Here is a 20,301-nt window from a genome sequence, read left to right as displayed (position 1 = left end):
GCGGTCGCGGGCACCGCGTTGCGCGACTCCTACGTGCAGCGCTTCGTGTGGATGTCAGAGACGAGGTCGGTGGTCGTCCCGACGATGCTGTAGTTGGCACCCGGGTACTTCGCGGTGACCTCACTGGCCCCCGCAGGGACGCACGATTGCTGGGCGAGCACCAGTGGATTCCCGGTGCGCGCTGTGACGAGGAGGGCCACGGCGATGTCAGCGGCACTCCCGGAGTTCGCGATCGCGAAGCCCTTCGGGCGGACGCTGCCGGCATCGAAGTCCTTGAGCAGGGCCGCGTTGACGCTGAAGGCCTCCGAGGAATTGACCCGAGTCGTCGCCGCGACCTTGGCCTTCACCTCGTTGAAGACCGCCGCCGAGATCGATGTTCCTGTGCCGATGACGCGGGCCGAGGTGACCTTCCCGGTCGCGAAGTAGGCCTTGAAGTTGGCGCTGGTCTGCGTCGGGCCGGTCAGGAGCAGGGGCGCCTTGGCGAGTGCGGCCCGCCCGGCGGCGTTGGCGATGTCCGTCGCCATGCCGCTGTTGGCGATGTACACGGCGGGGTCGTTCGGGAAGAACCGCTTCGCCACCGCCAGCGCGGTCTCGGACTTGTCGGCCGCCGCGACGACCTCGAGCCTGGGAGTGAGCTTCCCGAGCGCCGTCTTCTGCGCTTCTGAGATCTGCCCGATCACGAAGATCGCCGAGGGTTTCAGTCTCGTCAGCTCCGCGGAGACGTTCGTCGGCAGCGCGCTGGGTTTGGTGAGCAGCATGCTGCCGCCGATCTTCGCGGCGACCGGGGCCGCGAGCAGCGCATCCACTCCCCCGTCTCCGCTGGCGATGACGAGCTTGCCGCCGACCGTGTTGAACTTCCCGGATGCCGTGACGGCGTTCGCGTACGTGTCGGCCGAGCCGATGCGCTCGGCGACCCCGCGCTGCACCGTCGGCGTCGGCGTGGCCGTCGCGGTCGGGGTGGCGGTGGGTTTCGGGGTGGAGGTGGGCGCGCCGAACTGCGGCAGCTTCGTGCTCGAGGTGATCTCGCCCCACTTGGTGAGGGTCCACGGGATCTTGTTGATCAGGTCGACGTTGCCGTGCTTGTTGTGCACGATGCCGCCAGGCAGGTACGGGTTGGGCTTGCCCTGGGCGGTGAAGGTCACGGGATGCTGCAGATTGAGCGCCATGGTCCAGTAGTTCTGGTCGGTGACGATGCCCCCGTACTCCTGCAGATTCTTGACGACGACCTTCTCGAAGCTGGAGAGGCCGAGGGCCGCGATCTTTGCGTTGGTCGCGGCGTCGTTCGGGATCCAGAACCGCTGCCCCATCTTCGGCGCATGCACCTCGCTCAGCTTGCCATCCGTCTGATAGGCGGGCCACATCGCGGCCCCCGAGCGGGTCGATGGGAAGGTCCAGCTGGTGATGTGGTTGATCGACCCGGCAGCGATCTCCTCGGCGCCCGCCATGAGGAACTCGTTCATGACGCCACCCACTGAGCTCGTGCCGCGCTCCGTCTTGAGCCACTCGTTCTGATCGAACCAGTTCGTCGACTTCGGCGAGTTCAGCGTGGTGAGGTAGCCGCCGCCCATGAGCCAGGACCCGTCGGCCTGCTTGTCGGCGACGTAGTAGCCGCGCACGATGCCCGTGGCGATGTCGACGACGGTCATCGACTTGTCCCCTCCGGGCAACGGCCCGCCTGGTTCGGCATGCGCCGGGATGACGACTTTCCCGTAGTTCTTGGCGTTCGACTGGAACGGGGTGATCTGGAAGCCGTAGGTGCCACCGGTGGCCGAGGCCGTCGCCTTGCCCTCCATGACGGGATGGATGTCCGGGTAGAGCGCGTAGCTCTGCATCTTGACGGTCACCCAGTTGGCGTCGGCCCTCGAGCTGTCGACCGTGTAGATGGGGATGGTGAAGTTCTCCCGGTTGGTCGAGGTCTTCAGGCGCCCCTTCCAGAAGTCGTTGAGGTACCGGTCGGGGAGGGTGTCGACCATCGCCGCGGTCTGCGCGGAGAGCGACGAGACCGGCGCGCCCTGGGGTGTGGTGGTCGCGTAGCTGCCCTTGGCGACGTAGTTCGCGGGCGACATGACGTCCTGGTTCACGACCCCGAAGGACGCGGCCTGCGCGGGCGTGGTTCCGAGGAACGTGAGGGCCGAGGCCGAGAGCAGGAGCGCGGCGAGGAGGGAGAGCGCCTTTTTCATGGTCACATCCGGGTTGTGTGATCGAGCGGTGGTCCCCCCAGGGTGAATCGTAGGGTGATTTCTGGACGAAACGCCGTTTTGCGTGCAGATTCACGCGGATCCGGACACACCGAAGCAGAGGTAGCGTTGCTGGCATGGCCAACTTCGACGGACATCTCGGCCTCGGCGGATGCACGATCTGGTTCTCGGATACCGGCCCCGGTGCGGTGCCGGGCTCCGTCGTCTTCCTGCACGGCGCCGGCGCGGACCATACGATGTTCGAGCGCCAGGCCGCCGCGCTCCGTCGCGCCGGTCACCGTGTTGTGCTCGTCGATCTGCGGGGGCATGGCCGGTCACGCCCGACCACGATCGCGATCTCCCCGGAGCTGCTGGCGAGCGACATCGAGCGACTCATCGCCCACCTCGACCTCGGCGAGGTGTCGCTGGTGGGGCACTCGCTCGGCGGCAACCTCGCGCAGGAACTCGTCCGTCGCGCGCCGGAGCGCTACGGGAGGCTCGCGGTGCTCGACGCGACCTGGAACGCGGGGCCGCTGACTGTCGGCGAGCGCGCCGCGCTCCGGCTCGCGGGGCCGATGCTGCGGCTCATCCCGTCAGCCCGACTCCCGCAGCTCATGGCAGATGCCTCGGCGACCACGGCGTCCGCGCGAGGTGCCCTGACTCGGACGTTCGCGTCCATGTCGAAGGGCGAGTTCATCGCCGTCTGGCGCGCGACGACCGAGTTCGTGCGTCCGGACGCCAGCTACCGCACCCCGGTGCCGACCCTGCTGGTGCGGGGCGAACGCGACACAACCGGCAACATCGCACGCGCCATGCCGGCCTGGGCGGCCGCCGACCGACTCACGGAGGTCGTGATTCCCGACGCGGGGCACGTCGTCACGATGGATGCGCCGGAAGCGACCTCAGAAGCCCTCTTGACCTTCCTCGCCTGAACACCCCAGCACCCCACGTCCCAGCGTCCCAGCACCCCAGCGTCCCGAGGGCGCTCTCGTTGCGCGTTGACCAGCTCCTGTGCCGTTCACTGAGGGGCGAGGACCGATGGCACCTCGCGCTGACGCTGTCGCAGCGGCGAGGCCTGTCTGCGTGCTCGCACAATGTGCAGGACGAGCGCGAGGAGCCCCGCGAGCACCGCGGCTCCGAGGGCAGGGGGCGCGAGCTCCCCCGCGAGCGGAACGAACAGCGTCCTCGCCAGATCCGACATGAGGTACACGTCTCCGAAGGCGTTCCGAGTGCCAAGCGCGTACTGCACCGAGCCGAAGACGACGGGAAGCAGCCAGACGGCGGCAAGCGACCCCGCCCAGACGCCGACGCGTGCCCACGACGAGACGCCGAGCATCCCGAGCACGACGCCGACGGCCAGGCCGGGCGCCCAGCGAACGAGCTCGTACGAAGCCACCCCGCCTCCGGCCGGGCCGACAGAGAGCATGTACCAGAGGCCGAGCCACGTCCCGATGGGGATCACGCCGAGGCAGAGGCCGAGCGCCGAGACGGGCGCCCGACGCGAGCTCACCAGCCAGTAGATCGCCTGGGACGCACCGACGACGGCGAGCGTGCCGAGGAGCATCCCGCCCGTGTAGGCGAGCGCCCGCGTGCCCATGCCGAGACCGAAGGCGAGCCCCAGGCCGAGGCCGCCCGTGAGCGCGAAGAAGCTCTGGAAGACGGCGAGGAGCTGGACTGCGACGAGCGCGAGCGCCGCCGCCCGCCGAACCTCTGATGCGCGCTCGCGGAGCAGCCGGACGGCGAGGCCGGCCAGGGCCCCACCGAGGACGAGCAGGGCGACCAGGTCGATGGCGAAGTACTGGTGGATCGGGAGCAGCACTATCGGCATGTCAGCGGGCAGCGTGTCGGACGACCAGAGGTTCTGCCCGGGCAGGTTCGCGCCGGTGGCGAGCCAGGGCGCCAGTCCGAGGACCCCGGCGACGACTCCGATGATGGTTCCTCTGCCGGGGCTTCTCATCTGATCATCCTCGCATCAGCCACCGACATCGGCGCGGGCCCGAGGTCGCGGTCGAGGTCGCCCGGGCCTTCCAACCGCAGCTGCGGCCACTGCTCGGTGTCCCGAAGCAGCTGGCGGTCGTGCGTCGACAGCAGGACGGCGGCCTGCGTCGCGCCGAGCGCCTCCGTGAGCTCGTCGACGAGCGCGATCGAGAGGTGGTTGGTCGGCTCGTCAAGCAACAGCACGTGAGGCCGCGAAGCGAGGACCATCGCGAGATCCAGTCTTCGCTGCTGCCCCATCGAGAGCTCGCCGACCCGTTTCCCGGCCTCCCTGGAGCGCAGCAGCCCGAGGTGCGAGAGACCGACGGTCTCGCTCGCGGCGAGCATGCCGGATGCCTCGAGTTGTCCGAGATGCGCCTCGAACAGCTCGGCGGCGCGGCGCTCGGCGGGGAGTGACGACTCCTGCGACAGAACCCCGACCCTGGTGCCAGGCTGGACCCGCACCACCCCGGAGTCCGGGGGCAGCTTGCCGGCGAGCAGACTCAGCAGCGTCGACTTGCCGGCACCGTTCGGACCCGTGATCGCCAGCCTCCCCTCCCGTGAGAGCGCCACGGATACGCGCTCGGCGAGACGCCCGGCGACGGAGACGCCCACCGCCGTCAGGAGCTCGGCGCCCGCCCTCGCCTGGAGTTCCGGGAATCGGAAGCGCTGCGGCGGCACTGGCACCGTCACGGCATGCGCCTCCAGCGCTTCCTGCCGGCGATGCACGCTCTGCGTCAGGCCGGCGGCTCGGGTCGCGCGCCCGTGCTTGTTCGCTCCCTTCTCGGGCCGCCACCCCGTGACGAGCCGGTTCTGTGCGGCGCTCAAGCTGTCCTGCAGCCTCGCGTGTTCGAGCTGCTGCCGTTCGTACGTCTGCTCCCAGCGCTCGCGCTCCGCGAGCCGCCCCTCGCGGTAGCCGTCGAACCCGTTCCCGTACACGCGGGGAAGCCCATCCGGTGTCGGGTCGAGGTCGACGATCGTCTCGGCGACGTCTGCGAGGAGGGCCCTGTCGTGGCTCACGATGACCACCCCTCCTTTGCGGGATCGGAGCTGCTCGGTGAGGAAGTCGAGGCCGGAGCGGTCGAGGTGGTTGGTGGGCTCGTCGAGGAGCAGGAAGTCGAGGTCGGCGCCCAGCAGGCAGGCGAGGCGGACCCGGTAGCGCTGGCCGACCGAGAGCTCCGCGAGCCGTCGAGTCTGATCGGTCTCCGCGTCGAGCGCTTCCAGGGCGATCAGGACTCGACGTTCGGCGTCCCACGCGTCGAGCGCTTCGGCGGATTCGAGGGCCGCCGCGTAGCGGTCGTCGGCACCGGGTCCGCCCTCGGCGAGTGCGGCTCCGGCCAGGTCGAGCGCGGCGAGCGCGGCGATGGGTTGGGCGATGGCGTCTGCGATGGCCTGCCCCACGGTCCGGTCGTCGTCGGCGCTCATCTCCTGCTCGGCGATGCCGAGCGTTCCGACCCGATGCACGGTGCCGCTGTCAGGGGCGAGTGTGCCCGCGAGCACGTGGAGGAGCGATGACTTGCCTCGCCCGTTCTCGCCGACGATCGCGGTCCGCGACGCCGGCGTGACCGTGAGATCGACAGAGGTGAGGACCTGTGTTGCGCCCCGCATCAGCGAGACGTCCGAGAGGGTGAGCTGCGCGCGGTGGCGCGCTGGAAGAGCGATGGAGGCGGCGTGCATGGTGGTTCCTTCGAGCAGGCGCACACAGCGCTGCCAGGCCAGGCGGTAGCTGGCCTGCAGCAGGGTGCACAGAACGGCGACCCGGGGGGGGCAGAGCTTTCGGCCGCCGCCTGCTCGGAGGGTCTCGAGGAGACCGAGCTCAACGAGCGCGGAGGGCCAGCTCAGCCGTTAGGAGAAAAGCAAGAGGAACACGCGTTCACCGTACCAGCGGTGTCGAGCTTCGTCGAGGGGCCTCAAGGCGTCGAGCACGGATGCGATGGACAGCGAGGTCGGCCGCGCAGGCGAGCACGCCGGCGAGCGCGTAGACGAGGAGGTCGCGCGGGTCGAACCCCGCCCCGAGCACCAGTCGGGTTGGCGCGAACGCCTCGGCGGCGCGATGCGGCAGCTCCGTGAGCTGGAGGAACTCGACCGCGAAGGACCAGCCGACCGCGAGCGCGGCGAGCAGCCATGGTCGAGCCCGAGGTGCGAGCAGCATCACGCCGAGGTAGACCGCGACCGTGTACAGGGCGTCGCCGGCGATGTCGGAGACGGCCCCCTCCGGAAGCAGGAAGTGGGTCGCGAGGCCGAGGGCGACCGTCACAGCGAGCAGCACTGCGGCGGTGGCGCGACGGCGGCCAGCTGGCTTGACCCGTCCGGCGCTGTCGGGCTGTTGGGCGCGGGTCTTCATCGCGCGCCGCGCGCAGTCGCGCCCACGGGTTCGAGTGCTCGAGCCGCGCGCAGCCCGGAGACGACGGCGCCGTTGAGGGTCTGCTCGAGGCCCGTGTGCTCGCCGGCGAACGCGACGCGTCCGGCTGGGGCGTCGAACGCGTCGAGGTCGGTGGGGGTCCAGTCGAGGGACGCCGCCGAGTAGGAGCCGTGAGTCCACGGGTCGGCGCTCCAGTCGGTGAGCAGCACGTCGCCGTCGATGACCAGCTCGGGGCGCAGGGTGCGCAGCTGGCCGGCCCAGGTGTCTGGCCCGTCGGCCGTGCGCAGCGCGTCGAGCGTCGTGCGGCTGCCCGCGAAGCACGAGAGGGCAGGGATGCGGTGCTCCCCATCCGCAGACAGGGACCGCCACGACCACCAGCTCAGGTCGGCGCTCTGCAGTGCAACGTCGTCGTCGACCGCGGTGAGCGGCACGCCGAGCTTCGCAGCCGTGCCCATGATGCGGTGGTCGAGTGCCGCCTGCTGCGCATCCGGCAGCTCGAACCCGATCCGCAGTCCGCGCAGGATCGGGAGCGGCACCGCGATGACGGCCGCGTCGCCGTGCAGCGCGGAGCCGTCGGACAGGGTCACCTCGACCCCGGCCGCGGACTGGTCGACGGCCGTGATGGGATGCTCGAGCCGCACGGCCGCCCCCAGCCGGCGCGCGAGCTCGATCGCCAGTGACTGGTTGCCGGCGACGAACCGCCCGCCGTCGTCGATGAACGGCTGGCCGGCGTCGGGGTCGTGGAGGAGGGCCGATTCGGCGCTGACGAGCCTCGGGTTGTTCGCGAGCGACGTGACCACGCGCCGGTACACCGGGTCGTGTTGGTAGCCGCGGCCGAGCGCCTCCCTGTGCGCCTCGTCGACGGAGACTCGCGTGGCCCCGTCCGCGAGCATCCGTCGCAGCGTCTCGGTGACGCGCGCGGTCGTGGCCTCGAGCTCGGCGAACGACACGTGCCGGCCGTCGAGGGTCCGCCTGGCGTAGCGGACATTGTGGCTGAGGATGGGCACCCCAACCTCGGCGGCGAGGCGGCGGATCGCGAACTCGGTGGGGAACACGTACTCGCCGCCGCGCTCGGTCAGCTGCCCGTTGCCGAGTCGCTGCGACCAGGTGCGGCCGCCGACGCGGTCCCGCGCCTCGAGCACGGTGACCTCGTGGCCGAGCTTGTGCAGTTCCCACGCGGACGTGAGGCCGGCCAGGCCGGCTCCGACGACGATGATGCGCATGCGTTTTCGGCCACCTTCCTCAGCGGCCGGAGTTCGGTCGCCTCCCGATTCTCGCGCAGCTCGACCGCGTTCGTGCCAGCTTGGCGGAACCGAGCTCGCCTGGCTGCGTCGAAGCCGTCTGGCGGAGCCGCATCCGTCAGCTCTGGAGCTGCGCGAGGCCCCCGTCGACGAGCTGCACCGACGAATGCAGGCTGGGGAGGTGCGTCAGGTCGTGGGTGACGAGCAGGGTGGCGGTGTCGAGCTCCCTGCTGAGGCGCAGGACGAGCTCGATGATGGCCGCTCCCCGCTCCTGGTCGAGCGCGCTGGTCGGCTCGTCGACGAGCAGCGCGCTCGGACCGTTCATGAGGGCTCGCGCGATGTTGACGCGCTGCCGCTGGCCACCGGAGAGCTGGTGCGGGCGCTTCGCCCGGTGCTCGGCGAGGCCGACCGCGTCGAGCAGCTCGTCAGCGCGGGCGGACACGTCCCGCCGGCGCTCGCGACTGCCCGGCTCACCGAGCTCGTTCATGACGAGGAGCTGCTCGCGCGCCGTCAGCGAGGGAAGGAGGTTCGGCTGCTGGAAGACGATGCCGATGGAAGAGCGGCGCAGGGCGGCCGACTCGGAGCGGCTCAGCGCGCTGGCATCGACGTCGCCGATGCGCACGCCGCCTGAGTCGGGGCGGATGAGGGTGGCCGCGACGGCGAGCAGGCTCGACTTGCCGGAGCCGCTCGGCCCTGTGATGCCCGTGACGGTGCCGGGCGCGGCCGTGAGGCTGACGCTCTCGAGCGCCGTGAGGCGGCCGGCGCCGTCTGGGAAGGTGAGCGTGACGTTGTCGAGGGTGATCATCGGTTGCCTCCGAGGGCGGTGAGCGGGTCTGCTGAGGTGACGGATCGCAGCGCGAAGGCGGCGCCGGCGAGGCCGAGCGCGACCATGATCGCGCCGGGAACGAGGGTCGTGAGGGGGCTGAGCAGGAACGGGAGCGCCTGGCCGGCGAGGGCGCCAAGGATCGCGACGAGCCCGATGCCGGTGCCGATGCCGACGAGCAGGACGAGGAGCGCCTGCCCGAGCGCATCCCGAGCCAGTGATCGTGTGCTCGCGCCGAGCGCCTTGAGGACCGCGACATCACCCTGGCGCTGCATCGTCCACACGGTGAAGAACGCGCCGATCACGAGGCCGGAGATGCCGAAGAGCATGGCCACCATGAGCAGCAGCGACCCCACTTCGGAACGGAACGCGGAGAGAGCGGTGAGCGATCCGACCAGGGTCTCCGAGACGACGCCGGCCTCCGCATCCACTGCGGCCCAGTCGGGGGCACCGGAGACGGCGAGCACGGTGGCGAACGCGTCGGGTGACCCGGTCGCCTCGGCGAGTGCGCGCCAGTCGGTGATGCTGATCTCGACGACGGGCGTGTGGCTGTACCAGGCGTCCGGGCCGACGCTGTCGACCCTGAACGACGTGCCGCCGATCGTGACGTCGTCCCCCACGACCGCGTCGAGTTCGTCTGCGGCCGCCTCGGAGAGGGCGATCGTGCTCTCGGCGGGTGCGGAAAGGGCGTGCGTGCCTGGTGCTGGCTCGGGGATGGTGTTCGTGCCGTCCGAGGGCACGGAGAGGGGGCTCGTCCCCTCCGAGGGCACGGAGAGGGGGCTCGTCCCATCCGAGGGCCCGAAGATGCTGAAGTCAGCGGGCACGCCGAACACGGCGACTGCGGCGCCCGTGGTCGGGCTCTCTGCGCGGAGCTGGCTGATTCCGAGCGGGTCGACCCGAGTCACCCCCGGCATGGCGGCGATCGTGTCGGCCTGGTCTCGGGTGGGCGAGGACGTCGAGAAGCTCGGAGCGTCTTCGCCGGTGGGAACCGTGAACGCGAGCCGGTCGGCGGGCAGCGCGAGGATGCCCGAGATGTTCTGGGTGGCGAGGCCGCCGGTGAGGCCGCTGAGGAATCCGACGAGCACGGTGATGAGTGTCACGACGGCGCCGATGAGCAGGAATCGGCCGCGTGCGAAGCGGAGGTCGCGGAGGGCGACGAACATGGTGGTCCTTTCCCGTCGCCGGTTGCGGCGACTCAGGCAACCTTCTCGCCGCGGGTGGGGCGCGGGCATCGGCCGTGGGCACGGACCTCCTGTTCCGCAGGGAGGAGCGTCCCGTCCAACTTTCGAAGGATGCCGGTGCTCCGACTCGTGTCTAGGCTGAGCGGCATGTCCCCCTCTGCGCTCACCCCTGTCTTCGTGGGGTTGCGCACGGGGCTCCACGTGCTGCTGTTTGGCCTGCTCGCGCTCGTCGCGGCTCGGGCACTCCTGGCGCCGGATCCGAGCACGCCCGCTGTGCTCGGCGCGGTTGTGCTGTTCGGGGTGACGTACGCCCTCGGAATCGTCGCGAGTACCCGCGCCAGCGGCGAGCCTGTAGCTCGCGCCGAGCGTGTAGCCAGCGCCGAGCCGGGCGCTCGCTTCGAGCGTGTAGCTCGCTTCGTGCCTGTAGCTCGCTTCGAGCGTCGGCGCCTGCTGTGGCTGACCGCGCTGACGCTCGAGTGGATGCTGCTCCTGTGGCTGTCCAGAGAGGCCGCGTACCTCGTCTTCCCGCTGTTCTTCGTGGTCCTGCACGTGCTCGGTCGGCGTGCCGGGATGCTCGCGGTCGCCGCGATGACCGCCGTCGCCGTCATCGGGCTCGGCCTGCACGAGGGCTGGTCGGTGGCTGGTGTCATCGGCCCGTGCATCGGGGCCGGCGTCGCCGTGCTGATCGGCCTCGGCTACGCGGCGCTCGCGAAGGAGGCGAGGGAGCGGGAGGCGCTGATGCGGGAGCTGCTCGAGACGCAGGCGCATCTGGTCGCGACGGAGCGGGAGGCGGGGACGCTCGCTGAGCGGGCGCGGCTTGCCCGCGAGATCCACGACACGGTCGCTCAGGGGCTGGCGAGCATCCAGATGCTCTTGCACGCCGCCGAGCGCGCGGACCCGGAGGGGCCTGGCGTCGGGCACATCCGTCTCGCCCGGGAGACGGCTGCGGCTGATCTCGCGGAGACGCGGCGCTTCATCCGCGAGCTCTCGCCGCCGGACCTCGACGGTGCTGACCTGGAGCAGGCGCTCCGTCGGCTGGGGGAGGCGACGACCGCGGCGCACGGTCTGCGTGTCGACGTGCGCGCGAGCGCCCACCCGCTGCCGATGCCCGTGCAGACTGCGCTGCTGCGCATCGCCCAGGGTGCGCTCGCGAACGTCACCCAGCATTCGGGTGCTCGCCGCGCGACGATCACGCTCGACGAGACGGATGCCGGACTGGTGTTCACGATCGCCGACGACGGCCAGGGGTTCGATGCGGATGCGGCTTCGAGGGCGGCGCGTCCGAGCTCCGACTCGTTCGGTCTCGTCGCGACCCGCGACCGTGTGCAGCAGCTGGGCGGCACTCTGGCGTTGGCGTCCATGGCGGGCCGGGGCACGACCCTGACCGTCACGCTCCCTCGCGAGGTCGCCGCATGATCCGCATCGTCATCGCCGACGACCACCCTGTGGTCCGTGCTGGCCTGAGGGCTCTGCTCGGCGGCGAGTCCGACATCGAGGTCGTCGCTGAGGCTTCGACCGCGGAGGAGGCGGTGCGCGCCGCGGTGGATACGCGGCCGGACCTGGTGCTCATGGACCTGCAGTTCGGGGCTCGCGAGAACGAGACGGGGGCTTCGGCGACGAAGCGCATCCGCGCCTTGCCGACTCCCCCGCACGTGCTCGTGGTGACGAACTACGACTCGGACGGCGACATCCTCGGCGCCGTCGAGGCCGGTGCCAGCGGCTACCTGTTGAAGGATGCGCCCCCGCACGAGCTGCTCGCGGCGGTGCGCGCGGCGGCGGGAGGCGCGAGTGCGTTGGCCCCGCCGATCGCGTCGCGCCTCATGGATCGGCTGCGGGCGCCGCAGCAGAGTCTCTCGCCGCGGGAGATCGAGGTGCTCGAGCTCGTCGCGGCCGGCCGTTCCAACACGGAGGTCGCTGCGGCCCTGTTCGTCACGGAGACGACGGTGAAGTCGCACCTCGCGCACGTCTTCACGAAGCTCGGCGTGACGTCGCGCACGGCGGCGGTCTCCGAGGCGAGGACGCGCGGCGTTCTCCGCTAGTCCCCGCTCGTCCCCGCGGCGGCCCTTGCGTGCAGGTATGACCGCGCGCAGGAGTCAGGAGCAGCAAAGAACACGGCAACGGCCACGGCCACGGCCACGGCGGGACTAGAACGGTGGAGTCGCGCTGCTGTTGGGCCGCGGCGGCAGGGCTTCACTGACGGGACGCGCACGTTCGCGTCGCTCCGAGTGAACGGGCTCGCCTCTCCTGGGTTCTTCCGTCGGTCTGAAGAGTTGGTCGGTTGGTGTGAAGATCACGCCGTGGGGTTCGGGTCTGCTGATGTAGATCCTCCCGCTTGGTGTGGTCCATTCGAGGACGCCGCCGTCGAGTTGTCGCACTTTCCAGGCGGTGTGGTGTTTGACGATGTGGTGGTTCTTGCAGAAGTCGCTGAGGTTCCAGACCGCGGTCTTGCCGCCGTGCTGGTAGTCCTCGGTGTGGTCGAGCTCGCACCTCACGGCGGGTTGTCGGCAGCCGATGAAGCGGCAGTGGATGTCGCGGGCCTGCAGGAATGCGCGCATCGCCGCGGTCGGCTTGTAGGAGTCGACGGCCTGCACGGCCCCGGTGATCGGGTGCGTGAGCACGCGGAGGAACGCTGGTGCGGTCGCGGCGAGGCGCTTCGCGTCCTCGATCGGCATGGGTGTCATCCCGTCGAGCATCGCGGGCGCCCGGCCCGGCTGGTCGCTCGCGGAGTCGCTGTCGGCGAGTACCGTCGTGATCGGGATCGAGAGCTGCACGTTGGCCTGGATACCGGCGGCCGCGGAGTTGCCCATCGGGTCGCTGGTGAGGAGCATGTCGGCGACGACGTCGGACATGACCTCGTTCAGACTCCGCTCGTCCGGTTCTTCGCCAGCTTCCGCGGAAGCGCGAGCATCATCGACGGCTACCCCGAATGCGCTTCCGGCTGCGGACGCTGCCCCGGCGGCGTCGGCGGCCGCGGCGTCGGCGTCGGCGTCGGCGGCGATCTGTGTCTCGGCATGAGGTGCTGCACCGACCCTCTGGCGCGCCTTGATGATCGCGAGCGCCTGCTTCCGCACCCGGTCGCGGATCGCGTGCGCGACGAACGTGTCCGTCGTGACCCGAATGATGCTCATCCCGTCGCCAAGATCTTCGACCGTCGCTCGACGCTGCAGCCTCGCCCGCGCATGCCGCTGATCGATGGACTCGCCAGTCAGCTCCTCCGCGACCCGCTCCGCAGCCTTCCGCAGTGCCTGCGGCGGCAACGGCTCCCGCCGAACCCGCTCAAGCATCACCTCCACGAACAGCGCACGCCGCTCCGCCTGCTCGACCGGATCATCGTGGTTCACTTTGAACCCCACCTCGACCAGCTTGTGCACCTGCGCGGGCGTCACGACGTTCTCGTCCAACGCGACCGCCAGCGCCGCGAAATCCTGCTGCGTCATCGACGCGAGCGCCAGCTGTCCCTGAGCAGCCCCGGACGTCACCTGCATGACCAGCGCCACCTCGTTCGCGATCGACCGCACATGCATCGCCGACTCCGCGCATCCCTCCGCCGCATCCAACACGTGACCGAAGTCGTACGCCGCCGCATGCGCCCGCAACTGCAACGCGGACCCTGCCGCGATCATCGCGGCCGCCCGCTCCTCCAACGCCAGAATGTACGACCTACGCGCAGCAACAGACGCCGGATCCGAAGGGTCAAACCCCGGGTTCGGGAGGTCGTGCTCGCGGTGCTGTTGCATGTCCCCAACGCTACGGACAACCACCGACATTCTGCGGTTTCGCGGATAACTTTCCGCACCGATCGCGACCGAAAATCGGCCGCCCTTGGACTTATCCCCAGACGTGGGTGGAACCTAGATTCCCGACTTCCCGAACATAGCTTCGGATCAACGGGTCAGGCAGTGCAGAAACGATGTTCACTTACTTCTTCTGTGCGTTGCCAGATCCGGGCGCCTCAGTTCCTGCAGCCCCTTCATGCACCTCTCCGCGCAGCAGCTGCACGGGATCGACGCCCTGCCTGCGCAGGTGCCGGTTGGTGAGCGCGCAGGCGACGGCGATGACCGCGGTCATGCCCAGCGTCGCGAGCAGCTGCTCCCGAGACCCCTCGTTCAGCATGGTCAGCACGACGATGACTGCGAGGATCACGGCCGCCAGGATGCTCAGCCAGGGGAAGCCGGGCATGCGGGCTGTGAGGGTCTCGCCGCGCGCATCCGCTCGCCGCCGCAGCACGAGCTGGGAGGCGGTGACCGTCGCCCACAGCACGATGAGGGTCGAGCCGACGATGTTGAGGAGGGTCGGCAGGACGGCGTCGGGCGCGAGGAAGTTGAAGATGACGGTGAGGAAGCCGACCCCGACGGAGACGAGCACGGCGACGGTCGGCGTGCCGTTGCGGGCGAGGCGCTGCATTCCGCGGGGCGCGAAGCGGCGCTCGGACAGCGAGTAGACCATGCGGGAGGCGCCGTAGAGGTTCGCGTTGAGTGCCGAGAGCAGGGCGATGACGATGATGGCCGACATGATGAGGTCCACGCCGGGGATGTTCGTGAGGGCGAGCACGGCGGCGAACGGGCCGGCGACGACGGCCGGGTCCATCCACGGCAGGGCGGCGACGATCACGAACACGGAGCCGATGTAGAAGAGCAGGATGCGCCAGAGCACGCTGCGCACGGCGCGGCGGATGCTCGTGGCGGGGTCGCGGGTCTCGGCGGCGGCGATCGCGGTGAGCTCGGTGCCGCCGAAGCTGAACATGACGATGAGGAGTGCCGCGGAGATGCCGAGGATGCCGGTCGGCGCGAAGCCGTCGTGCGCGACGAGGTTGGACAGGCCGGGCGAGGGCACGTCGGGGATGAGCCCGACGAGGAGCGCGGCACCGAGGGCGAGGAAGCCGATGATGGCGGCGACCTTGAGCACCGCGAACCAGAACTCGAAGGAGCCGTAACGGCGCACGCCGAGGAGGTTGATGAGGGTGAACGCCACCATGAAGGCGAGCGCCCAGATGCCCTGCGGGATGCCGGGCGTCCAGGCGGCCACGATGGCGGCGGCTCCCGTGGCCTCGGCGGCGATGACGATGACGAGCTGCATCCAGTAGAACCAGCCGAGCGTCGCACCCGCGGTCGCGCCGAAGGCCTTCGCCGCGTACACGGAGAAGGCACCGCTCTGCGGGTCGGCGGCGGCCATCTCGGCGAGCATGAACAGCACGAGGATGACGAGGAGGCCCGCGACCGCGTAGGACACGATGACGGCGGGTCCGGCGACCGCGATCGCCTGCCCGGAACCGACGAAGAGGCCGGCGCCGATCGCCCCGCCGAGGCCCATCATCGCGAGCTGCCGAGGCGTCAGCGAACGCTGCAGGTGGTGCGCGTCGCTCTTCTGGCCGGCGACGGCTTGCGGTTCGCGCGCGGCCTCATGCGGGTTGCTGTTCTCGGATGCGCTTGCGGAAGTCACAAGCCGGAAGTCTCTCACGAATGGCGAGCGCGGCCCGTCGCCTGTCGAATCCGCCGACCAGGCGGGTATCGTCCGCGTATCGAAACCCGCATACGCTCCCGCAACACGCCCCTCGAGAGGCTGTAGCCATGAGCTACAGCCGCGCAGACCAGACCCTCGAACTCCCGACGACCGGGGCGTTCGTCAGCGCCCAGCGCCAGCCGCGGACGCGTCGCCCGTCGCGCGCGCCGCGCTTCCTCGTGGCCGTGCTCTTCGTCGCGTACCTGGTGATGCTCACGTGGCTCATCGTGTGGAAGCTCGAGGCCCCGTTCGTCGGATGGGGTGAGATGCGGGCACTCAAGCTCGTCCCGTTCGTCGCGAGTGAGGGGTACGCGGCGAGCCTGCCGCTCGAGGTGCTCGCGAACGTCGCCGTCTTCATCCCGTTCGGCCTCTGCACGGGCTACCTGTGGCGTCGGTCGCCCGGCCCGAAGACGTTCTTCGCGGCCGGGTTCGCGAGCCTCGCCATGGAGACCACCCAGTTCGCGCTTGCCGTCGGCAGCTTCGACACGAGCGACATCATCGCGAACACGGTCGGCGCGCTGATCGGTGCCGCGGTCGTCGCGCCGAGCGTGCGGCGCTCGGCGTTCAGCTAGGCGCTGCCGCCCGCCGGTGCGCCCGTCGCGGCATCGGTGGCAAGCGGCAGCCGCACGGTCACGCGCAGCCCGCCGCCGTCTCGCGCCGCGAGCCGCATGGACCCGCCGTGCGCCTTGACGACGCTCTTCACGATCGCCAGCCCAAGCCCGACACCGGCGTGGTCGCTGCGCGCACGCTGCTCGCCTCGCTGGAACGGCTCCGTCAGCGTGGCAAGCAGGTCGTCGCCGATCGAGCTGCCGGAGTTCTCGACGACGAGAACAGCCGCAGCCGCAGCAGTCGTCGCGACCACCGCATCCGTCGCCGAACTCGTCGTGAGGGTGACCGAGCCGCCCTGCGCCAGGTTGTGCACGATCGCGTTGTGCAGCAGGTTCGTGGTGAGCAGCGAGATGAGCGCGGGCGAGCCGATCGTGGTCGCGGCCTCCCCCGCCGTCTCGATGGCGACGCCGCGCTTCTCGGCGAGCGGCAGCAGCGTCTCGGCGGCCTCCTCGGCGACGAGCGACAGGTCGACGCGCTCGGTCGCGAAGGTGCCGTGCTCGGTGCGGCTCAGCACCAGCAGCGCCTCGGTCAGCTCGATGGCGCGGGCGTTCACCGAATGCAGGCGCCCGAGGACCTCGTCGTGGTCGTGGTCCGGGTCCTTGCGGGCCACGTCGAGGAGCGTCTGCGAGATGGCGAGCGGCGTGCGCAGCCCGTGCGAGGCGTTCGCGGCGAACCGCTGCTGCTGGGCGACGTGCGCCTCGAGCTGCGCGAGCATCGCGTCGAAGCTGTCGGCCAGCTCGGTGAACTCGTCGCTCTTCCCGTAGAGGCGGATGCGGTGCGACAGCGACCCGGCCGCGGCGGCCCGCGTCGCGGAGGTGATGCGGGTGAGCGGGGCGAGCATCCGCCCGGCGAGGAACCAGCCGCCGACGAGCGCGAAGACGAGCAGGAACAGCAGTGCCCACGCCGCGGCGGGAACGAACGCGCGCACGAGGTCGGTGCGGCCGGGGAAGAACGTCCACTCGCTGGCCATCGCCTCGGCGGGCACGTAGCGGAGCAGGAACGCGTAGACGACGGCGAGCAGCAGCGCGCCGGCGATCATGAGGAAGCCGGCGTAGCTCAGGGCGAGCTTCAGCCGCACGCTGAGCCCGCGCTGCCGGGTCACCGCTGGTCGTCCTCGTCGAGCACCGAGTTCGCTTCGGCGTCGATGCGGTAGCCGACACCGGGCACGGTCATGATGAGCCAGGGCTCGCCGAGGCGCTTGCGCAGGGCGGAGACGGTGATGCGGACGGCGTTCGTGAACGGGTCGGCGTTCTCATCCCACGCCTTCTCGAGCAGCTCCTCGGCGCTGATCACTCCCCCGCCCGCGCTCATGAGCACCTCGAGCACCGCGAACTGCTTGCGCGTCAGCGCGACGTAGCGTCCGTCGCGGTACACCTCGCGGCGGAACGGGTCGAGCTTCAGGCCAGCGATCTCGTGGATGGGCGGGCGGCTGTGCGCGCGGCGGCGGTTGAGGGCGCGCAGCCGGAGCACGAGCTCCTGCAGCTCGAAGGGCTTCGTGAGGTAGTCGTCGGCGCCGAGCTCGAAGCCGGACGCCTTGTCATCGAGGCGGTCGGCGGCCGTGAGCATGAGGATGAGCACGCCGCTGTTCGACGCGACGATGCGCTTGGCGACCTCGTCGCCGGAGGGGCCAGGGATGTCACGGTCGAGGACGGCGACGTCGTAGTCGTTGACGCTCAGCAGCTCGAGCGCGGCGTGCCCGTCGCCGGCAATGTCGGCGGCGATCGCCTCGAGGCGCAGCCCGTCGCGGATCGCCTCCGCCATGTAGGGCTCGTCCTCCACCAGCAGCACACGCATGTGCCGATGATACGAGCCGCGGCATATTGCCGGCGTATGCGAAAGAGGCAACACCCCGGCAACGTGCGCGCACGTGGACTTGTCGCATGACGCTCACCAGCCCGACCCGCCACCAGCGCACCGACGACGACCAGCCACCTCGCAAGCGAGGCGTGCGACTGTTGCTCGGCGGTGCATCCCTCGTCGCCCTCGCAGGCCTCGGAGTCGCGCTGTTCTCGGCGCAGCTCGGTGAGACGACGGCGTCGCACACCGAGCTGCCGGTGCAGGACACGGTGCTCGCGGAACCCTCAGACCTCGGGCCTGTCGAGACCGGCGACTCACCTGTCTCGGAGACAGACGACGCCGAGAACCCAGACGGGCGCCTCCAGTTCGGCACGACCGCCTTTGACACCGAGTACGCGGGCATCGGCAAGCTGTCTCCCGAGCTGCGTGATGCGCTCCAGGCAGCGACGCGCGACGCGCAGTCGGCGGGCGTGTCCGTCATGGTCAACAGCGGCTGGCGCTCCGTCGAGCTCCAGGAGCAGCTGCTGCAGGATGCGGTCGCCGAATACGGCTCAGAGGACGAGGCGTCGCGGTGGGTCGCCTCGCCCGAGACGTCGCTCCACGTGTCGGGCGACGCCGTCGATGTGGAAGGCAACGGCGCATCCGACTGGCTCGCCACCAACGGCGCCAGCTACGGGCTGTGCCTGACGTACCTCAACGAGCCGTGGCACTTCGAGTACCAGGCTGGCGCATCCACGAACGGATGCGCGGAGCCGTACGCCGACCCGACGGACGACCCGCGGTTGCGCGGGTAGGTCAGCGGCCCCGCGTCGGCTCCCCCGCCTCTTCCTCCTCGTCGAGCAGGTGCCCCGCCTTGATGGCGTCGCGCGGATCGGCGAGCGCGAGCGGCTTCACGCCGCGCAGCGCCCAGGTGAGGCCAAGGTAGAGGGCGAAGCTCACCGCGAAGGCCGGGATGTTCGCGCCGATGGGGCTCGGCGCGACGTACGCGAGCACGTAGGAGAGGGCCGCTCCGACGATCCATACGGCCACGGCCACCCAGTTGATGCCGCGCATGTACCAGTAGCGGCTCTCGCGCCGCTCCTGCAGGATCTGCCGCGAGTAGCTGCGGCGCTTCAGCAGGTAGTAGTCGGCGATCATGATCGCGAAGACGGGCACGAAGAACGCGCTGATGATGAACAGGAAGTCGGTGAACTGGTTCAGCAGGCCGAGGAACGTGGACCCGATGATCGAGATGATGCCGAGGATGATCGCGGTCGGCAGGAAGCGCAGGTGCCACTTCGACTGCGCGTTGATGACCGAGGTGACCATGCCGAAGACGACCATGGTGTTGGTCGCCATGACCGACAGGAAGATGGCGATGCCGAGCGGCCAGCCGAACTCGGCGACGATGACGGTCGGGTCGAACGCGATCGCCTCGCCGCCGCGAAGGAGCACGACGCTGAAGGCGACGAGGCCGAGGAACATGGCGATCGTGGTCGAGAGCGTGTAGCCGACTCCTGAGCCGATGACTCCGGCGACGCTGTTCTTCGCGTGCCGGTTCATGTCGGCGGAGAGGACGGTCCACGAGATCGCCGTCGCGATGACCAGGTCGAGGGTGATGAACGCGGTGCCGCCGAGCTCCGCATCCACGGTCATCGCCGCGAAGTCTCCGGGGCTGAACGCGCCGAACGCCGCTGCGAACACGAAGCCCATCACGACCAGGATCACGAGCGCCAGCCACGGTTCGACGCGCGAGATGCCCGTGTGGCCGAAGATCGCGAGCACGACGACGATGCCCTGGCAGATGGCGGAGAACAGCATCGGGTTCGAGAAGCCCGTCGCCTCGAACACGAGGTAGTCGACGGTGACGCCGGCGAGCATCGCCTGCACCCAGCTCCACCCCATGAGCACGATGAGGTTGGAGGCCGCCGGCACGAGGCTGCCGCGGATGCCGAACGCACCGCGCGTGAGGGCCATCGTCGGCAGGCCCGTGCGGGTGCCCATGTTGCCGATGAGCACGAGCACGATGACGCCGAGGAGCGTGCCGAGCACGATCATGCCGGTTGCCGTGCCGAACGAGACGCCCGGCACGAAGAGCGTGCCCGTGAGGAGCGTCGTGACGACGAGGTTCGCGGCGAGCCAGATGAGGGCGATGCGGATGAGCGACTGCGTGCCGCGGACGGGGCCGGCCGAGTCGTCCTGGCCGTCGAGGTTCAGGGCCATGGTCTTCGGCCCGGTCATGAGGTGGCCTCCGTGTCCGTCGTCGGCGCGGACAGGTGCTCGTGGATCGCGAGGAGGGATCCGTCGTCGCCGACCGTGAAGACGATGCTCTCCCGCTCGAGGTACGAGTCGGGGCCGTCGGCCGAGTCGATGCTGGTCGCAACCGTGTGGCTGAAGACCGCGCCGCCCGGGAAGACCTGCACGAGGCGGTCGGTGGATGCGCAGGAGGTGACCCGCCAGCCGCCCGCGATCCAGCCCGCCCACAGCGCTTCGTACTCGGCGCGCGAGTCGAGCCGCGCGGGCTCCGGGTGGAAGATGAACGACGCGTCGGGCGCGAACCCGGCGAAGTACGCCTCGGTGTCCGTGGCGCGGAACGCGTCGATGATGGCGTCGGCGGCGTCGAGCACCACGTCGTGTGTAGGTGTGGTCGACATTCAAG

18 protein-coding genes are annotated in these 20,301 nt (G+C 70.2%); 5 read left to right on the top strand and 13 right to left on the bottom strand.

What is annotated here, in order from left to right:
• Positions 1-29 precede the first annotated feature (29 nt).
• Entirely contained in the window at positions 30-2,180 is a 2,151-nt protein-coding gene (locus C5B97_RS08325) for a cell wall-binding repeat-containing protein (RefSeq protein ID WP_104311644.1), read from the bottom strand.
• 134 nt (positions 2,181-2,314) lie between these two features.
• Between C5B97_RS08325 and C5B97_RS08320 the strand changes: the two genes are divergently transcribed.
• Positions 2,315-3,109: an alpha/beta fold hydrolase gene (locus tag C5B97_RS08320; protein ID WP_104311643.1), complete on the top strand. Its 795-nt coding sequence runs from the start codon at positions 2,315-2,317 to the stop codon at positions 3,107-3,109.
• Between the two features lie 86 nt (positions 3,110-3,195).
• Here the strand turns inward: C5B97_RS08320 and C5B97_RS08315 are convergent, their stop codons facing one another.
• The 6 genes from C5B97_RS08315 to C5B97_RS08290 all read right to left on the bottom strand — a co-directional run bounded on the left by C5B97_RS08315 (position 3,196) and on the right by C5B97_RS08290 (position 9,740).
• Positions 3,196-4,134 carry a hypothetical protein gene (locus C5B97_RS08315; protein ID WP_104311642.1) on the bottom strand — a complete coding sequence of 313 codons (939 nt, stop codon included), beginning with the start codon at positions 4,132-4,134 and terminating at the stop codon, positions 3,196-3,198.
• On the bottom strand, positions 4,131-5,828 hold the full coding sequence (locus C5B97_RS08310; protein ID WP_104311641.1) for an ABC-F family ATP-binding cassette domain-containing protein: 1,698 nt from the start codon (positions 5,826-5,828) through the stop codon (positions 4,131-4,133). The genes C5B97_RS08315 and C5B97_RS08310 overlap by 4 nt, the downstream gene beginning before the upstream one ends.
• Before the next feature lie 196 nt (positions 5,829-6,024).
• Positions 6,025-6,495, bottom strand: coding sequence for a DUF2809 domain-containing protein (locus C5B97_RS08305; protein WP_104311640.1), 471 nt, complete (start codon positions 6,493-6,495; stop codon positions 6,025-6,027).
• A complete protein-coding gene (locus C5B97_RS08300) occupies positions 6,492-7,736 on the bottom strand; it encodes an NAD(P)/FAD-dependent oxidoreductase (protein WP_104311639.1) in 1,245 nt (414 codons plus the stop codon). The genes C5B97_RS08305 and C5B97_RS08300 overlap by 4 nt, the downstream gene beginning before the upstream one ends.
• A gap of 136 nt (positions 7,737-7,872) precedes the next feature.
• On the bottom strand, positions 7,873-8,559 hold the full coding sequence (locus tag C5B97_RS08295) for an ABC transporter ATP-binding protein (RefSeq protein ID WP_104311638.1): 687 nt from the start codon (positions 8,557-8,559) through the stop codon (positions 7,873-7,875).
• Entirely contained in the window at positions 8,556-9,740 is a 1,185-nt protein-coding gene (locus tag C5B97_RS08290; protein ID WP_104311637.1) for an ABC transporter permease, read from the bottom strand. Before C5B97_RS08290 ends, C5B97_RS08295 begins: the two co-directional genes overlap by 4 nt.
• Before the next feature lie 165 nt (positions 9,741-9,905).
• Here C5B97_RS08290 and C5B97_RS08285 point away from each other — a divergent pair, with 165 nt between their 5' ends.
• Positions 9,906-11,174: a sensor histidine kinase gene (locus C5B97_RS08285; protein ID WP_104311636.1), complete on the top strand. Its 1,269-nt coding sequence runs from the start codon at positions 9,906-9,908 to the stop codon at positions 11,172-11,174.
• Positions 11,171-11,797 carry a response regulator transcription factor gene (locus tag C5B97_RS08280; protein WP_104311635.1) on the top strand — a complete coding sequence of 209 codons (627 nt, stop codon included), beginning with the start codon at positions 11,171-11,173 and terminating at the stop codon, positions 11,795-11,797. The genes C5B97_RS08285 and C5B97_RS08280 overlap by 4 nt, the downstream gene beginning before the upstream one ends.
• A 105-nt stretch (positions 11,798-11,902) precedes the next feature.
• Here the strand turns inward: C5B97_RS08280 and C5B97_RS08275 are convergent, their stop codons facing one another.
• Together C5B97_RS08275 and C5B97_RS08270 are read right to left on the bottom strand one after the other, a co-directional pair.
• Entirely contained in the window at positions 11,903-13,402 is a 1,500-nt protein-coding gene (locus C5B97_RS08275; RefSeq protein ID WP_146080765.1) for an HNH endonuclease signature motif containing protein, read from the bottom strand.
• 274 nt (positions 13,403-13,676) lie between these two features.
• On the bottom strand, positions 13,677-15,197 hold the full coding sequence (locus tag C5B97_RS08270; RefSeq protein ID WP_258068075.1) for an amino acid permease: 1,521 nt from the start codon (positions 15,195-15,197) through the stop codon (positions 13,677-13,679).
• Between the two features lie 128 nt (positions 15,198-15,325).
• Here C5B97_RS08270 and C5B97_RS08265 point away from each other — a divergent pair, with 128 nt between their 5' ends.
• A complete protein-coding gene (locus tag C5B97_RS08265; protein WP_181026953.1) occupies positions 15,326-15,829 on the top strand; it encodes a VanZ family protein in 504 nt (167 codons plus the stop codon).
• Here the strand turns inward: C5B97_RS08265 and C5B97_RS08260 are convergent.
• Together C5B97_RS08260 and C5B97_RS08255 are read right to left on the bottom strand one after the other, a co-directional pair.
• A complete protein-coding gene (locus tag C5B97_RS08260) occupies positions 15,826-16,968 on the bottom strand; it encodes a HAMP domain-containing sensor histidine kinase (protein WP_104311631.1) in 1,143 nt (380 codons plus the stop codon). The genes C5B97_RS08265 and C5B97_RS08260 overlap by 4 nt on opposite strands.
• Entirely contained in the window at positions 16,965-17,660 is a 696-nt protein-coding gene (locus tag C5B97_RS08255) for a response regulator transcription factor (protein WP_104311630.1), read from the bottom strand. Before C5B97_RS08255 ends, C5B97_RS08260 begins: the two co-directional genes overlap by 4 nt.
• Before the next feature lie 86 nt (positions 17,661-17,746).
• On the opposite strand from C5B97_RS08255, the gene C5B97_RS08250 reads away from it, so the two are divergent.
• Complete coding sequence (locus tag C5B97_RS08250; RefSeq protein ID WP_104311629.1) at positions 17,747-18,457, top strand: M15 family metallopeptidase; 711 nt, start codon at positions 17,747-17,749, stop codon at positions 18,455-18,457.
• A gap of 1 nt (position 18,458) precedes the next feature.
• Here the strand turns inward: C5B97_RS08250 and C5B97_RS08245 are convergent, their stop codons facing one another.
• Complete coding sequence (locus tag C5B97_RS08245; protein WP_104311628.1) at positions 18,459-19,883, bottom strand: cytosine permease; 1,425 nt, start codon at positions 19,881-19,883, stop codon at positions 18,459-18,461.
• Positions 19,880-20,296 carry a nuclear transport factor 2 family protein gene (locus tag C5B97_RS08240; protein WP_104311627.1) on the bottom strand — a complete coding sequence of 139 codons (417 nt, stop codon included), beginning with the start codon at positions 20,294-20,296 and terminating at the stop codon, positions 19,880-19,882. The genes C5B97_RS08245 and C5B97_RS08240 overlap by 4 nt, the downstream gene beginning before the upstream one ends.
• Positions 20,297-20,301: the final 5 nt, after the last annotated feature.

The sequence above is a fragment of the Pseudoclavibacter sp. RFBB5 genome, from assembly GCF_002931555.1.
In the GTDB taxonomy this organism is placed as follows: Bacteria; Actinomycetota; Actinomycetes; order Actinomycetales; family Microbacteriaceae; genus Pseudoclavibacter.
This window is presented reverse-complemented; position numbering and strand designations above follow the sequence as displayed.

Excerpts from the sequence above, each read along its gene's own strand:
- C5B97_RS08325 (WP_104311644.1), bottom strand. The coding sequence starts at position 2,180 with ATGAAAAAGGCGCTCTCCCTCCTCGCCGCGCTCCTGCTCTCGGCCTCG.
- C5B97_RS08320 (WP_104311643.1), top strand. The coding sequence starts at position 2,315 with ATGGCCAACTTCGACGGACATCTCGGCCTCGGCGGATGCACGATCTGG.
- C5B97_RS08315 (WP_104311642.1), bottom strand. The coding sequence starts at position 4,134 with ATGAGAAGCCCCGGCAGAGGAACCATCATCGGAGTCGTCGCCGGGGTC.
- C5B97_RS08310 (WP_104311641.1), bottom strand. The coding sequence starts at position 5,828 with ATGCACGCCGCCTCCATCGCTCTTCCAGCGCGCCACCGCGCGCAGCTC.
- C5B97_RS08305 (WP_104311640.1), bottom strand. The coding sequence starts at position 6,495 with ATGAAGACCCGCGCCCAACAGCCCGACAGCGCCGGACGGGTCAAGCCA.
- C5B97_RS08300 (WP_104311639.1), bottom strand. The coding sequence starts at position 7,736 with ATGCGCATCATCGTCGTCGGAGCCGGCCTGGCCGGCCTCACGTCCGCG.
- C5B97_RS08295 (WP_104311638.1), bottom strand. The coding sequence starts at position 8,559 with ATGATCACCCTCGACAACGTCACGCTCACCTTCCCAGACGGCGCCGGC.
- C5B97_RS08290 (WP_104311637.1), bottom strand. The coding sequence starts at position 9,740 with ATGTTCGTCGCCCTCCGCGACCTCCGCTTCGCACGCGGCCGATTCCTG.
- C5B97_RS08285 (WP_104311636.1), top strand. The coding sequence starts at position 9,906 with ATGTCCCCCTCTGCGCTCACCCCTGTCTTCGTGGGGTTGCGCACGGGG.
- C5B97_RS08280 (WP_104311635.1), top strand. The coding sequence starts at position 11,171 with ATGATCCGCATCGTCATCGCCGACGACCACCCTGTGGTCCGTGCTGGC.
- C5B97_RS08265 (WP_181026953.1), top strand. The coding sequence starts at position 15,326 with ATGAGCTACAGCCGCGCAGACCAGACCCTCGAACTCCCGACGACCGGG.
- C5B97_RS08255 (WP_104311630.1), bottom strand. The coding sequence starts at position 17,660 with ATGCGTGTGCTGCTGGTGGAGGACGAGCCCTACATGGCGGAGGCGATC.
- C5B97_RS08250 (WP_104311629.1), top strand. The coding sequence starts at position 17,747 with ATGACGCTCACCAGCCCGACCCGCCACCAGCGCACCGACGACGACCAG.
- C5B97_RS08245 (WP_104311628.1), bottom strand. The coding sequence starts at position 19,883 with ATGACCGGGCCGAAGACCATGGCCCTGAACCTCGACGGCCAGGACGAC.
- C5B97_RS08240 (WP_104311627.1), bottom strand. The coding sequence starts at position 20,296 with ATGTCGACCACACCTACACACGACGTGGTGCTCGACGCCGCCGACGCC.